The 14,410-nt window shown below is 53.5% G+C and carries 10 protein-coding genes; 7 read left to right on the forward strand and 3 right to left on the reverse strand.

Annotated features, from left to right (window positions below; translation table 11 throughout):
- Positions 1 to 2: 2 nt before the first annotated feature.
- Positions 3 to 848: an alpha-1,2-fucosyltransferase gene (locus ABDW36_RS24785; RefSeq protein ID WP_343704633.1), complete on the reverse strand. Its 846-nt coding sequence runs from the start codon at positions 846 to 848 to the stop codon at positions 3 to 5.
- A gap of 91 nt (positions 849 to 939) precedes the next feature.
- Here ABDW36_RS24785 and ABDW36_RS24790 point away from each other — a divergent pair, with 91 nt between their 5' ends.
- Complete coding sequence (locus ABDW36_RS24790) at positions 940 to 2,469, forward strand: polysaccharide biosynthesis C-terminal domain-containing protein (protein ID WP_343704634.1); 1,530 nt, start codon at positions 940 to 942, stop codon at positions 2,467 to 2,469.
- Here ABDW36_RS24790 and ABDW36_RS24795 read toward each other — a convergent pair.
- On the reverse strand, positions 2,455 to 3,396 hold the full coding sequence (locus ABDW36_RS24795; RefSeq protein WP_343704635.1) for a glycosyltransferase family 2 protein: 942 nt from the start codon (positions 3,394 to 3,396) through the stop codon (positions 2,455 to 2,457). The genes ABDW36_RS24790 and ABDW36_RS24795 overlap by 15 nt on opposite strands.
- A 42-nt stretch (positions 3,397 to 3,438) precedes the next feature.
- Here ABDW36_RS24795 and ABDW36_RS24800 point away from each other — a divergent pair, with 42 nt between their 5' ends.
- Positions 3,439 to 4,257, forward strand: coding sequence for an FkbM family methyltransferase (locus tag ABDW36_RS24800; protein ID WP_343704636.1), 819 nt, complete (start codon positions 3,439 to 3,441; stop codon positions 4,255 to 4,257).
- Here the strand turns inward: ABDW36_RS24800 and ABDW36_RS24805 are convergent.
- Entirely contained in the window at positions 4,250 to 4,921 is a 672-nt protein-coding gene (locus ABDW36_RS24805) for a C40 family peptidase (protein WP_343704637.1), read from the reverse strand. The two genes, ABDW36_RS24800 and ABDW36_RS24805, sit on opposite strands and share 8 nt — an antisense overlap.
- Before the next feature lie 89 nt (positions 4,922 to 5,010).
- On the opposite strand from ABDW36_RS24805, the gene dnaE reads away from it, so the two are divergent.
- The 5 genes from dnaE to mqnE all read left to right on the forward strand — a co-directional run bounded on the left by dnaE (position 5,011) and on the right by mqnE (position 14,359).
- Positions 5,011 to 8,652, forward strand: a complete 3,642-nt coding sequence (gene dnaE / locus ABDW36_RS24810; protein ID WP_343704638.1) for a DNA polymerase III subunit alpha — start codon at positions 5,011 to 5,013, stop codon at positions 8,650 to 8,652.
- A gap of 136 nt (positions 8,653 to 8,788) precedes the next feature.
- The gene (gene trxA / locus ABDW36_RS24815) at positions 8,789 to 9,106 is read left to right on the forward strand and encodes a thioredoxin (protein WP_119080426.1); all 318 of its coding nucleotides are present in this window, start codon (positions 8,789 to 8,791) and stop codon (positions 9,104 to 9,106) included.
- Between the two features lie 114 nt (positions 9,107 to 9,220).
- A complete protein-coding gene (locus tag ABDW36_RS24820; protein WP_343704639.1) occupies positions 9,221 to 10,855 on the forward strand; it encodes a nucleoside transporter C-terminal domain-containing protein in 1,635 nt (544 codons plus the stop codon).
- A gap of 199 nt (positions 10,856 to 11,054) precedes the next feature.
- Positions 11,055 to 13,181 carry a M43 family zinc metalloprotease gene (locus ABDW36_RS24825; RefSeq protein WP_343704640.1) on the forward strand — a complete coding sequence of 709 codons (2,127 nt, stop codon included), beginning with the start codon at positions 11,055 to 11,057 and terminating at the stop codon, positions 13,179 to 13,181.
- 26 nt (positions 13,182 to 13,207) lie between these two features.
- Positions 13,208 to 14,359, forward strand: a complete 1,152-nt coding sequence (gene mqnE / locus ABDW36_RS24830; protein WP_343704641.1) for an aminofutalosine synthase MqnE — start codon at positions 13,208 to 13,210, stop codon at positions 14,357 to 14,359.
- Positions 14,360 to 14,410: the final 51 nt, after the last annotated feature.

Below are 14,410 nucleotides of genomic sequence, written 5' to 3' on the forward strand. Positions count from 1 at the left end.
GTTCAGATGGTTATCCAGTTTGGTGGGAAAAGGTCTTGCGTATTATGCCGCGCCTGGTTGAACCATTGTTTGGGCGCAATCACCTTTTTACCGGCGTAAGGGTTCAGCCATGCGGCCCACCAGCTATAGCTGCTGTTGGCAATCACCTGGTGGCGGCAGCGGCTCATCAGGTAAAGGTCTTCATACTGGGTATGGCTTAACGTGCCGCTCAGTATCTCGGCAGAAATACCGGCAGGCAGGTTTTCACGCACCCAGGCGGGGTCATTGGTGAAAATATAATATTGTATGCCGGCCGGCAGTTGCCGCACGGCATTAGCATAATACTCCGGCCCGCAAATGCCATGATAGTCTACCGTTACCTGCTGCGTATAGTCACCACGGCGGAAGTGCATGGCCACGCTCTCCGTACTTTCCAGGAGCGCTGCCTTTTCCGTTATAGCCGGGGAAAACGCGCCGGCAAACCTGAAATCTTCCCGCACCTGCGCTTCCGCCTCCCTGAAATACTTCCAGCTCTGCCAATAGCCTTTCAGGTACAAAGGCGGCCGTAACTGTGTAAAAGCAGTGTCGTAATGAAAGTGCGGCTCCCGGTATACCCTGCGCATGGAGGGTGGCAGCAGCCTGTTCAGCGCCTTTCCCGCCAAACCTTGTTCAAATGCCCCGAGGTCTGCGGGCGCGGCTATTCCGGCCTGCACCTGCAAGCCGTTGAGCGCGTACATACCTGCCTGCTTGGGCTCGTAGCTGCCCGTATCAAGCAGCAGCGGGGCGCCCGTGCGCAGGGCCAGCGCGCGGCCCGCGGCATACTGGAACATCTGGTTACCCAGCCCGCCTTTGAGTTGAACAATGATCAATGACAAACAGATTTTAAGTCAGCAAAAATATTTAATTTCTGCCCATTTGTTGCGGGAATAATAACAGGTGATAACGTTTAAATGATTAAACTTGTGCCTGAATATTTCCAAAAGCGTTGCAGCTAACCGCGTATCTATGGGCATTATCCGCAATCAAAGCATTAAATCCACATTCGTTACATACATAGGTTTTGGTATCGGAGGGCTCACCACGTTGCTGGTAGCCAAGCTGGTAGACCCCAACATCCTGGGCCTCACGCGTTTTTTCACCAGTATTGCCGCCATTGTGTTTGCGGTGTCCAACCTGGGCTCTGTTACCATGATGAACCGGTTCTATCCCTACTACCGGGATATGCTGCCGCCGGCCCGGCGGGATATTTTCGGGCTGGTGATCATACTCTGCAGCATCGGTTTCCTGCTGGCCACGCTGGGCACTTTCCTGCTGCATGACCTGGTGGTGAGAAAGTACGGCGGCAAAAGTATTTACGTAGTGCACTACTACTACCTCCTGCTGCCCTTCAGTTTCTTCTACCTCTTCTTCACCGCCTTCGAGAACTTTTCGTATAACCAGTACAAGTCCATCTTCCCCATTTTCCTGAAAGAAGTGGCCATGCGCATACTCACCCTGGTGCTGGCCGTGCTGCTGATCGTAGGCGTGCTCAACCTGCCCTCCTACATCTGGAGCTACAGCTTTATATGGGGCGTGTTGCTGCTGGCGCTGATCATTTACCTGTACCGGCAAAAAGACCTGGTGTTCTCTTTCTCCATCAGCAAGGTGACCAAAAGGCTGGCCCGGCAAATGGTCACCTTCAACGGCATGCTGTATGCAGGGGCCATTTTTGCAGTGATTGCCGGCAATATAGATAACCTGGCCATTTCCAGCATCAAGGGGCTGGACTATGGCTTTGTTTTTGAATTTGCCACTTACATCTGCACCATCATCCTCATTCCCCAGCGCAGCATTATAGCCATTTCCATACCGGTGCTGGCCAAATCATGGAAAGACCGCAACATCGCGTCTATCCAGAGCATTTACAAACGCTCTTCCAACACTATGTTCACCTACGCCATGCTCATCTACATGCTCATCATACTTAATGCAGAAGCGCTCTTCCGCATTATGGAGCTGCCGCAGATCTATTATGAATGTTTGCCGGTGATCCGCATCCTGGGCGTGATGCGTATTGTGGAAATGTACGCGGGGGTCAACTCGCCCATCCTGGGCACGTCCAATCACTGGCGGGTAGACTTTTTCTCCAGCGTGGCCCAGTTCTGCGTAACCATCCCCCTGAACATCTGGTTCCTGAAGCTATGGGGGCTGGAAGGGTCTGCTGTTGCCAACGTACTTTCCGTGCTGGTGTTCAATTCCATCCGCATGGGCTTTTTGTACCGGCGCTTTGGGCTGAACCCGTTTTCCGTACAGCAGCTGCATGTGCTGCTCACGGCGCTGGCCGCCTTCCTGGTATGCTATTATCTTCCCATTGCCAACTACTATCTCAGCATACTCATCAAAACCATGGTGTTCAGCGGCATGTTTGTTGGCGCAGTATTATATTTCAACCTCTCGCAAGATGTAACGGAGGCCGCGGAAATGGTCATGAAACGCTTAAGAAGAAAATAAAGAACGGCCGTAAGCCAGCAGCATCCAGCATTTTGATACCAGCCCGTTTTTCAGCAACCCTTGTGGTACAACCGCCTGCATGCCTGCCATGATGCGCAGGGCGCGGGGTACAGCGTATTCTCCCGCCAGCTGTTCCAGCGTAGCTACGGAGCGCACGCCATGGTTGCGCAGCAGCCGCCAGCAAAAATCAAAATAAGGCAGGCGGCGTAATACCGGTTGCTTCAGTTTCGATAACAGCAGTAGATGCTCCCCTATCACCACCGCGGCATTGTGCTGCACGGCCTGGGTGACCTGCCCGCTGTGCACGCCAATGTTCACCAGCGGCTCCGGAATACAGATCACTTTATTGTTATGATAAATTAATTGGATGTATTGGTCTATATCCACCAGCCATTTCATGCGGCCATCGTATGGTACCGGCGGCTGCCGCCTGAATATGCCGGTGCTGGGCGCCCCTATGAAATTCCCCAGCAGCAGGCATTCCGGCTCATGCGCCAATGTGTTTAACTGCTGTTGTTGCGGCTGGTGCAGAGCGCCCGGCCCGCTCTCTCCCACGTCTGTACTGGCGGAAAAAGCAAAGCCGGCTTCGGGATGCTGCTCCAGTGCGGCATAATACTTGCTTAAAGAATCAGGGAATGCGAACCAGTCATCCTGGTGCATCATTTTTACATAACGGCCGGATGCCAGCAGCAACGCGGCGTTCCAGTTTTCAGGGGAGCCAAGTGGAACAGGGTTGTGTTGATAAGTAAGGGGGAAAAGGCTTCGATACGTCTCCACAATTTGCTGCACGGAGTTATCCGGAGAATCGTCGGTGATAATCACTTCAAAATCTCTCAAAGCCTGCAGGTGTATACTGTTCAGGCACCGCTGCAACAGCTCCGGCTGGCGGTACGCGGGTATGCAGATAGATATTGCGGGTATTGTCATTGCGCCGTTATGATCGGACAAAGATATTATTCTTTAATTCATATGCCATTATCATCCTCCTTCATAGGTAACCTGACGAGAGGAATATTGAAAAACCTGCAACCTTCAACCGGAAAGGGCCGTGCGCTCTCTTACTGGACCGTCAAGTACCTGAAACATTTACCGCAGGAAAAGCTCCGCAGCATACGCTGGGGCAATGGAAAATTATGGTTCTTCCGCTCATGGGAGCTGATGCACGCCCTGGACGAGATCATGGGCCGTGAGCTGTACCGCTTTGAGGCAGACAATGCCAGTCCCCGCATCATAGACTGCGGGGCCAATATTGGCCTGAGCGTATTGTACTTCCTGAAACTGTACCCGCAGAGCCGCATCACCGCCTTTGAGCCGGACGAGCGCAACTTCGGGCTGCTGCAGAAAAACCTGGGCAGCCAGGCCTCCGCGGTAGACCTGCGCCCCAAAGCCGTATGGGTGCATAACGGGCACATCTCCTTTGAATCGCGCGGCGGGGAAGGCAGCAAGATGTCAGACAACGGTACCGGCGCCGCCGTGCGCTGCACCCGGCTGGCAGACCTGCTGCGGGAACCGGTAGACTTCCTGAAAATAGATATTGAAGGAGCGGAATATGCCGTGCTGAAAGACTGCGCGCCCTTATTGCAGAACGTAAAGCACCTCTTCCTGGAGTACCACGGGCAAATGGACCATAGCAGCGAGCTGACGGAGATGCTTGACCTGCTGCGCGAAAAAGGCTTTGATTATTACATCCGGGAAGCGGCAGACAATGTGGCCTACCCTTATCTGAAAAACGGGGAGGCCGTGGGCTTTGAACAGCAGTTGAACATCTTTGCAGTGCGGGCTAGTTAGCACGGCCCGCGCCTGCGTAGTAACGCACCCAGTAAGGCTCCCGGAGATCGCTGATCACCACGCCCGCGCTGGAGGAAGCGTGTACAAAACGGTCGTTTTCAAGGTAAATGCCCACGTGAGAGATGCGTTTCCGGCGGTTGATGGCAAAAAACACCAGGTCTCCGAGCTGCAGGTCTTTCCTTTTCTTCAGGTGCTGCACCTGGTTATATAGCTGTATGGAATTGCCGGCCAGGGATATCTGGAACACGGCGCCCATTAACGTATTAACAAAATTGGAACAATCAATGCCTGACTTGGTGCTGCCGCCCAGGCGGTAGGGCGTGCCCCACCATTCTTCAATAAAGCCGTACAGCTTTTCGTTCACCACATCTTCTACCGGCAGGTCAAGCAACTGCGCATATTTGAACTGCCAGGGCCGGGCGCTTTCAATTCCGTTCACCGAAAAAGGCACGTCTTTCACCGGCGTGTTGCGGCCCTTGTACTCATGCTTCGAAGTTTTACCGTCCCGTGCAATGGCAATGCCGTCAATAAACTCAATATCCTCCGCCGGTTTCGCTTCTTCCTTTGCTACGGTTTGCTGTTTCGGCTTCAGCATGGCGCAGCTTCCGAAGAGCAGCGCCGTCAGTGGTAAGGCAAGATATGTTTTTCCGGGTCTTCTGGTCATTTGCACAATTTTAAAATGCCTGCAATATAAAAAAAAAGTCGATTTTTGTTACTTGCTACACGATGTAATTAACCGATTTTAAGAAGCGAATGATGAAATTCTCCCACCTGCACGTACACACGCAATTTTCGCTGCTGGACGGGGCTGCAGACATCAAGCAGCTCTACAAGAAAGCCATGGCGGACAATATGCCGGCCCTTGCCATTACAGACCATGGCAACATGTTCGGGGCCTTCCAGTTTGTTGCAGAGGCCTATAACCACAAGCTGAACCCGGAAGACCCAAAAGATAAACGCCTGAAAGTAAAGCCTATTGTGGGCTGCGAGTTCTACCTCGTAGAAAACCGGCATAAAAGGCAGTTCACGCGCGAAGAAAAAGACATCCGCTACCACCAGGTGCTGCTGGCCAAAGACGATGAAGGTTACCGTAACCTCATCAAGCTCTGCTCCCTGGGTTACATTGAAGGGCTGTACGGTAAATACCCGCGCATAGACAAAGAGCTTATTCTCCAGTACCACAAAGGCCTCATTGCCACCACCTGCTGCCTGGGCGCCTCCGTGCCCAAAACCATTCTCAAACAGGGAGAAGAAGCAGGAGAAAAGGAATTTAAATGGTGGCTGGACATTTTCGGGGAAGACTTTTACGTGGAAATGCAGCGCCATGGCATCCCTGAACAGATCAAGGTGAACGAGTCCCTCGTGAAATTTGCGCGCAAGTACAATGTGAAGATCATTGCCTCCAATGACTCCCACTACGTAGAGCAGGAAGATGCCAACGCGCATGACATCCTGCTTTGCATCAACACCGGCGAAAAGAAAAGCACGCCTACCAATAAAGAGTTTTCTGACGATGATGTAAGCGTAAAGAACAAACGCTTTGCGTTCTATAACGACCAGTTCTATTTCAAGAACACGCAGGAAATGACACAGCTGTTCCATGACCTGCCGGAGTCTATAGACAATACCAACGAGATAGTAGACAAGGTGCAGCTGCTTGACCTCAAGCGGGACATCCTGCTGCCCAACTTCCCCATCCCTCCTGAATTTTTTACGCAAGACCAGTACCTGCGCCACCTCACCATGGAAGGCGCCCGCAAGCGGTACGCGGAAATGACCCCTGAAATTGAAGAGCGGCTGAACTTTGAGCTGAACGTAATTGAGAACATGGGGTTTGCCGGCTACTTCCTTATTGTATCCGACTTTATCAAAGCCGGCCGTGACCTGGGCGTGTTCATAGGCCCCGGCCGCGGTTCCGCTGCAGGCTCCGCGGTGGCTTACTGCATAGGCATCACCAATATTGACCCCATCAAGTATGACCTCCTGTTCGAAAGGTTCCTGAACCCGGAACGCAAGAGCATGCCCGATATTGATACGGACTTTGACGATGAAGGCCGGCAAAAGGTTATTGACTATGTGGTAGAGAAATACGGCAAGCAACAGGTAGCGCAGATCATCACCTACGGTACCATGGCCGCCAAAATGAGCATCAAGGACGTGGCCCGCGTAATGGACCTGCCGCTGCAGGAATCTAACGCACTGGCCAAACTGGTGCCTGACAAACCCGGCATTCAGCTGGGCCGCATCTTCAACGCCCCGCTAGACGGAGAAAAGAGCCTGGCTGAAAAAGAAGGCCTGGCCGCGGAAGACCTGGAGAACGTCAAAAAGCTCCGTGAGCTGATAAAAGGCAATGACCTCCCGGGCGAAGTGCTGCGTGAAGCCTGCGTACTGGAAGGCTCCGTGCGCAATACCGGCATTCACGCCGCAGGCATCATCATTGCCCCCAAAGACCTTTCCGAACTGATACCGGTTACCACCGCCAAAGACTCAGACCTGCTGGTAACCCAGTTTGAAGGCAACGTGATTGAAAGCGCCGGTGTTATCAAGATGGACTTCCTGGGGCTGAAAACCCTTACCATCATCAAGGGCGCGCTGGAAATGATCAAGAAGAACCACGGCATAGACATCATTATAGACGATATTCCGCTGGATGACCCCAAGACCTTTGAGCTGTACCAGAAGGCGGAAACCAACGCTACCTTCCAGTTTGAAAGTCCGGGTATGCAGAAGTACCTCCGTGAGCTGAAGCCAGACAAATTTGCCGACCTCATTGCCATGAACGCCTTGTACCGCCCCGGCCCGCTGGAGTACATCCCCACCTTTATACGCCGTAAGCACGGGCTGGAGCCGGTTACGTACGATGTGCCGGTGATGGAGGAATACCTGGCGGAAACCTATGGTATTAACGTATACCAGGAACAGGTGATGCTGCTCAGCCAGAAAATGGCCAACTTCTCCAAAGGAGACGCAGACATCCTGCGTAAAGCCATGGGTAAGAAACAAAAGGCCGTGCTGGACAAAATGAAGGCACAGTTCATGGAAGGCTGCAAGGCCAACGGCCACGATCTCAAGATGTGTGACAAGGTGTGGACAGACTGGGAGGCCTTTGCGTCTTACGCCTTCAACAAATCCCACTCTACCTGCTATGCTTTTGTGGCATACCAGACCGCTTACCTCAAGGCCCACTACCCTGCTGAATATATGGCCGCTGTGCTGAACAACGCCAGCAACCTGGAAAAGATCACCTTCTTCATGGAAGAGTGTAAACGTATGGGGCTGGACGTATTGCCGCCTGACGTGAACGAATCTTACAAAGGTTTTGCCGTGAACAAACGCGGGCAGGTGCGCTTCGGGCTGGCAGGCCTGAAAGGCGTGGGTGAGGCCGCTATTGAAAGCATTATTGAAGAACGCGAAAAGAACGGCGCCTACGCCAGCGTATTTGATATGATCAAACGCGTGAACCAGCGGGCCGTGAATAAAAAATCTATGGAGGCGCTGGCCATGTCCGGCGCACTGGATTGCTTCCCTGAACTGCACCGCGCGCAGTACTTCCATAAGCCGGACGGCGACAATACCAACGGCCTGGAAAAAGTGATCAAGTTCGGCCAGCAGGCCCAGGCCGGCAGCCAAAGCGCCGGCAGCCTCTTCGGAGACGAGCTGCTGCCCGAAATACAGCCGCCGAAAATACCCGCCTGCGACCCCTGGCCGCTGAGCATCAAGCTCAACAACGAGCGGGAAATAACCGGCATTTACATTTCCGGTCACCCGCTTGATGATTACAAGTTTGAGCTGAAGTACTATAACATGTCTACCATTGCGGAAGTGCTGGAGTACCAGACCCAGATCAGCACCCCTTCAGACAACAACAAGGGCAAGGAGCGCTCTTTCCGCATGGCAGTATACGTTACGGGCGCTGTTGAACGCATTTCGCGGAACAACAAGCAGTTTGGCATCATGACGCTGGAAGACTACACCGGCAAGTTCGAGTTTGCCCTCTGGAGCGAAGATTACCTGCGGTTCACCACCCACTTCAAGCAGGGCATCTGCCTGTACGTGAACGGCGCCTTCAAGCCCAGGCGGTTTAACGAGAACGAATACGAGTTCAAAGTGCAGAGCATGCAGCTGCTGCAGGAAGTGAAACGCACCCACACCCGCAAGCTGTGCCTGATCACCCAGCCGCAGTTCATTACCGGGCAGGTGATAGACTTCCTGGTAGACAATTCCGCCAAATACCCCGGCAAGTGCGAAATACTGATGCAGCTGATAGACCAGCAGGAAGAGCTGCAGGTAAAACTGCACACGTTTAACCGGCATATAGAGATGAATGACGAACTGGCGCAGTTCCTGGAGCAACAACCGGATATTGATGTCTATATAGACATATTCAATAAGTAGGCGTGTCAAAAAAGCAGTACTTTTACACCGGTTTGGTTTTTGTATATATTGCAGAGCGATTCTGGATCACTATCAAGAATTAAATCATTAAAAACCAATCATTTAATAAGATTAATAAACTTTTAAATCTATAAAAATGGCTTTAGAATTCACAGATGCGAACTTTCAAACCACCGTACTGAACTCAGACAAACTGACCGTGGTGGATTTTTGGGCAGAATGGTGCGGCCCCTGCCGTGCAATTGGCCCGGTGATCGAGGAACTGTCTAAAGACTACGATGGTAAAGTGAACATCGGGAAAGTGAATGTGGACAATAACCCGCAGATCTCCATGAACTACGGTATTACCAGCATTCCCGCCATCCTGTTCATCAAGAATGGCCAGGTGGTTGACAAGCAGGTAGGTGCAGTGCCCAAGGCAGTGCTCGACAAAAAGATACAGGCAAACCTCTAGTCATAGCAGGTCATAAAATTGAAGGCGCGGCCCATTGCGGCCGCGCTTTTTTTGTGCCCTCCCGTTCCCATATGAACATATTCCCTTATTTTGCCACATAAATCAATCTCTATCATGTTACACTGGGAAAATATTGTTCGCGGTACGCTGGGCATGTTCTTTCTTATCATGGTTTGTTACCTGCTCAGCAACAACCGGCGGGCCATCAACTGGAAACTGGTAGGGATCGGTATCTGCGCCCAGATCATGTTTGCCCTGGGCGTGCTGAACACCCAGGTGGGCGGGCAGCCCGTTTTCTGGCTGCTGTTCGGCGTGATGATAGCGGTGTTCATCATAAACCGCCTGCGCCGCAAGATGCGCGAGGGTTTTGGCGCCCCGCCGGACGCGCTGAGCTGGGCGCTGGCCATTGCGGCCCTGGCCGGCTTCTTTTTTGGCATCATCCGCAGCCGGGAATACCCTTTCCCCGTTATTGCCTTTACCATTGGCCTGGCGCCCATTGTAGCCATGATCAAAGTGCTGCAGAAGCGGAACGTAGAATTGTTGAAATGGTCTATACTGGCCGCCTGCGTGCTGCTCACCATATCCGTCTACGCCCGCTGGTGTACGCCGGACGTGTTCCGCAATACGCTCTCCGCCGTATCCAGCTCCTTTGTGAACCTCATCAACATCAGCCATAAAGGCACGGAATTTATGTTCGAAGGCCTGGCGGACTATACCGGTACCTGGGGGTATATTTTTGCCGTACAGGTGCTGCCCAACATCATTTTCTTCGCCGCCCTCTCCTCTATTCTTTACTACCTGGGCATTCTCCAGAAAATAGTGTACGTATTTGCCTATTTGCTCAACAAGCTGCGTATTTCCGGGGCGGAAAGCGTGTCTACCGCCGCCAACATCTTCCTGGGGCAAACTGAGGCCCCGCTGATGATACGGCCTTACCTGGAAAAAATGACCCGCTCTGAAATACTCTGCATCATGGTGGGCGGCTTTGCCAATACCGCCGGCAGCGTGCTGGCCGCCTACGTGGGCATGCTGGGCGGGCCAGACCTGGGGCAGCAGGAGTATTTTGCCCTGCACATGCTCAGCCAGAGCATTATGAGCGCCCCCGCCGCCATTGTATGCGCCAAAATACTGTTCCCGGAAACGCAAGACCACCTGATTGCCAAAGACCTGCAGGTACCGCGGGAAAAGCTGGGAGACAACTTCCTGGACGCCCTCTCCCTGGGTACTACAGACGGGCTGAAGCTGGCCGTAAATGTGGGCGCCATGCTCATTGTGTTCACCGCCCTCATGTACGTGGCCAATGCCATACTGGGCTGGGCGGGAGACCAGACGGCCATCAACCCGCAGATTGCCGCCATGAGCGGCGGGCGCTACAAGGAGCTTTCCCTGGAAATGATACTGGGTTACGTGTTCTCCCCCATTGCCTGGCTCATTGGCGTGTCCCGCCAGGACATGCTGGCCGTTGGCCAGCTGTTAGGAGAAAAAACGGTGCTCAACGAGTTCATTGCCTACAAATCTCTGGGCAAAATGAAAGACGCCCAGATGATACAAGACCCTAAATCCCTGCTGATCGCTACATATGCACTTTGCGGTTTTGCCAATTTTGCGTCTATCGGCATACAGATAGGCGGCATCAGCCAACTGGCGCCCAACCAGCGCCGTAACCTTACAGAGCTGGGCGTAAAAGCGCTCATAGGCGGCACCATTGCCTGCCTGATGTGCGGCTGTATTGCCGGCGCACTGAGCTGACGGTTCGTTGCGGCGCCGCCCTGCATTTTATCCAGTGAGGGAAGCCGTTGAAAATGAACCGCCGGAAAGGAAAATCATCCGGAAAAACCGGCCCCTGATCGAAATTTTTGAAACAATTCACCGGCTGTAAGTACATTTACAACGAGATAAATGTGCGGACCGTGCTGAATACTCACTATAACCTATAATGCTCCTTAATTTGCGTAGTTCTACCCTGATCGTTTTCTGTATGGTGGCCTGCCTGAGTGCGGCCGCTCAGCGGAAATGCGGCACCGAAGTGGCTTTACAACAACAGCTGGGCAGCCAGCCCGCGCTGGCGAAGAAATTGCAGTCCGTGGAGCAACAATTACTGAAAACAAGGCCGGACAGCCGCTTTTTCAGGGTCAATCCCCGCGTTACCATTCCCGTGGTGGTACACATCGTACTGCCAGACCCCACGCAGGTAACAGACCAGCAGGTATTAAACCAGATAGCCAGCCTTAACCTGGACTATATTGCACAGAATACAGACATCAGCAAGGTGCCCGCCGCCTGGCAAAGCCTGATAGGCAATGCGGAACTGCAATTTTGCCTGGCGGTGCGCTCCCCCTCAGGAGAACCCACTTCAGGCATTACCCGCACCACTACCACCCGCACGTCATTTGCCATAGACGGGGCCGCCCGTAATGTGAAACACAGCGGCACCGGCGGTGCGGAGGCCTGGGACGGCACACGCTACCTCAACATCTGGGTGTGCGTGCTGGCAGACAACTACCTGGGCGTGGCCACCCCGCCCGGCAATATTTACCCGGCAGATGAAGACGGCGTGGTGGTACACTACCGCGCCTTCGGCAATACCGGCAGCGCACAGGCCCCTTTTAACCTGGGCCGCACGCTCACCCACGAAGTGGGGCACTATTTCGGCCTGCGGCATATTTGGGGAGATGACAGCGGCGCCTGTACGCAGGATGACGGGGTATCAGACACACCCCTGCAAGGCGGCCAGAACTACGGCTGCCCCACCTACCCGCTTACAGACGCCTGCAGTCCCGCCGCCCCCGGCGTGATGTTCATGAACTACATGGACTACGTGAACGATGCCTGCATGTACCTGTTCACCACCGGCCAGACAGACCGCATGCGCAATGCGCTGGACGCGCAACGTGTATCCCTTCTCAGCTCTGACGGCTGCCAGCCCGTAACGCTCAAAGCAAACGATGCCGGCATTGCCGCCGTGCAACAGCCAGAAGGGTACCTTTGCCAGGCCCCCCAAACGCCGGTGGTAACACTGAAAAACCGCGGCGCCAGCGCGCTCACCCAGGTCACTATTCGTTACACCATTAACGGCGCCACGCCTGTGAACTATAACTGGACGGGCAACCTGGCCTCCCTGGAGCAAGCCAGCGTAACCCTGCCCGGCTTCCAGGCCGGAGAAGGCGTTTCCAGCCTGAAAGTATACACCCATGCGCCCAATGGCATAGCAGATGAGCAGCCTGATAACGATACCACCACCGTAGCCTTCAGTTACTACCAGCAGTCAGGCTTCCCCTTCCGCGAAACTTTTGAGGACGGCACGTTCCCCCCCGCCGGTTTCAGCCTCCGCAACCCAGACCGCAGTTTCACCTGGGAAAAAGGCGCCACCGGCAGCAAAGGCAGCAGCAGCTCCGCCGTTATGCGCAACCTGGGCTATGCCATCAACGGCCAGCAAGATGACCTGCTGGGCCCCGTTATAGACGCTACCACGGCAGACTCCGTGATGCTGCGGTTCGATGTGGCCGCTGCTACCGTTACCTCCACCGGCACGGCCGGCAACCCATGGGATACACTGGAGGTATTGCTCACCACAGATTGCGGGCAAACCTTCATACCCACCGGCTATAAAAAATGGGGCGCCAGCCTCGTCACCCGCCAGTCTCCCACCGGGCAGGAGTTCATACCCACGGCTACGGAATGGCGTACGGATTCTATTGACCTCACGCCTTTCATTTATCACCAGCAGTTCAGGGTAGTGTTCCGCAACACGTCCAACTATGAAAACAATGTTTATATAGACGATATCAATATTGTAAAGAAGGATATCAACCCTATTCTCAACCAGCAGGGCATCCTCATCTGGCCCAACGCCTTCAGCCGGCAGTTTTACATTGAGTTCAAAACCTGGCCGGAAGACCTGCGGGGCATTGCCATCTATGACGCCGCAGGCCGCCTTGTACACCAGGTACAGCCCGTGGTGCGCAACGGCAACCGCACTACAATTGATTTGGTAAATGCGGCAAATGGTGTTTACTTTGTAAAGTTATTTTACAGCCAACAGGTGAGGACTTATAAAATAGTGAAAGCAAAATGACGACGACTAACGCTTTGAGACCCGGATTGCAGACTTTATTGACGGCCCCTTCTCTTGACGGGAATTTACGCCGGATAGCGGACAAGGTTTTGCAACAGGAAAGGCTCACGCAGGAAGACGGCATCACGCTCTTCGAGAAAGGAGATATCGGGCTGCTGGGCGCTTTGGCCAACCATGTAAGGGAAAGGAAACACGGCAACAAAACCTACTTCAACCGCAATTTCCATATTGAGCCCACCAACGTTTGTGTGTTCACCTGCAAATTCTGCTCTTACTCCAGGCTCTATAAAAACCGTGAAGAAGGATGGGAACTCAGCATTGACGAGATGCTTGACATTGTGAAAAAGTACGATGGGCAACCCGTAACGGAAGTGCACATTGTAGGCGGCGTGCATCCCAAAATGAACCTGGATTTCTTTATGGAACTGATGCGCCGCATCAAGGCCCATCGCCCGGACCTGCACATCAAAGGTTTTACCCCTGTTGAGCTGGACTATATGTTCCGCAAAGCCAAAGTAAGCGTGGAAGAAGGCATGCGCCTCATGCACGAGGCCGGCCTCCAGTCACTCCCCGGCGGCGGCGCGGAGATCTTCCATCCTGACATCCGCTCACAGATCTGTCATGATAAAGTGGATGCCGAAGGATGGCTGCAGATTCACAAAACCGCCCACAGTATGGGCATGGTCACCAACGCTACCATGCTGTACGGCCACATAGAACAATACTGGCACCGTATAGACCATATGGAAAGGCTGCGCATCCTGCAGGACGAGACCAACGGCTTCAACACCTTCATCCCCCTCAAATTCAGGAACAAAGACAACGAGATGGCCCACGTTCCGGAATCTACCATCATAGAAGACCTGAAAATGTATGCTGTAGGCCGCCTCTATATGGACAACTTCCCGCACCTGAAGGCCTACTGGCCCATGCTCGGCAGAAATACCGCCCAGCTGACGCTTTCTTTCGGTGTGAATGACCTGGACGGCACTATTGACGATACTACCAAAATATACTCCATGGCAGGCTCCGAAGAACAGTCCCCCGCCATGAACACCGCCCAGCTGGCCATGCTCATCAGGCAGGCCGGCAGAATACCGGTAGAAAGGGATACCGTGTACAACGAAGTAAAAGATTACTCCGGCGTGGAATTTTCCGAAGAAGAGCTGATGGGCTGAAGGGCGCAATAACATTTAGTTTCCTATCTTCATCCCTCAAAAGCGAGAAAA

The organism is Chitinophaga sp., assembly GCF_039596455.1.
In the GTDB taxonomy this organism is placed as follows: domain Bacteria; phylum Bacteroidota; class Bacteroidia; order Chitinophagales; family Chitinophagaceae; genus Chitinophaga.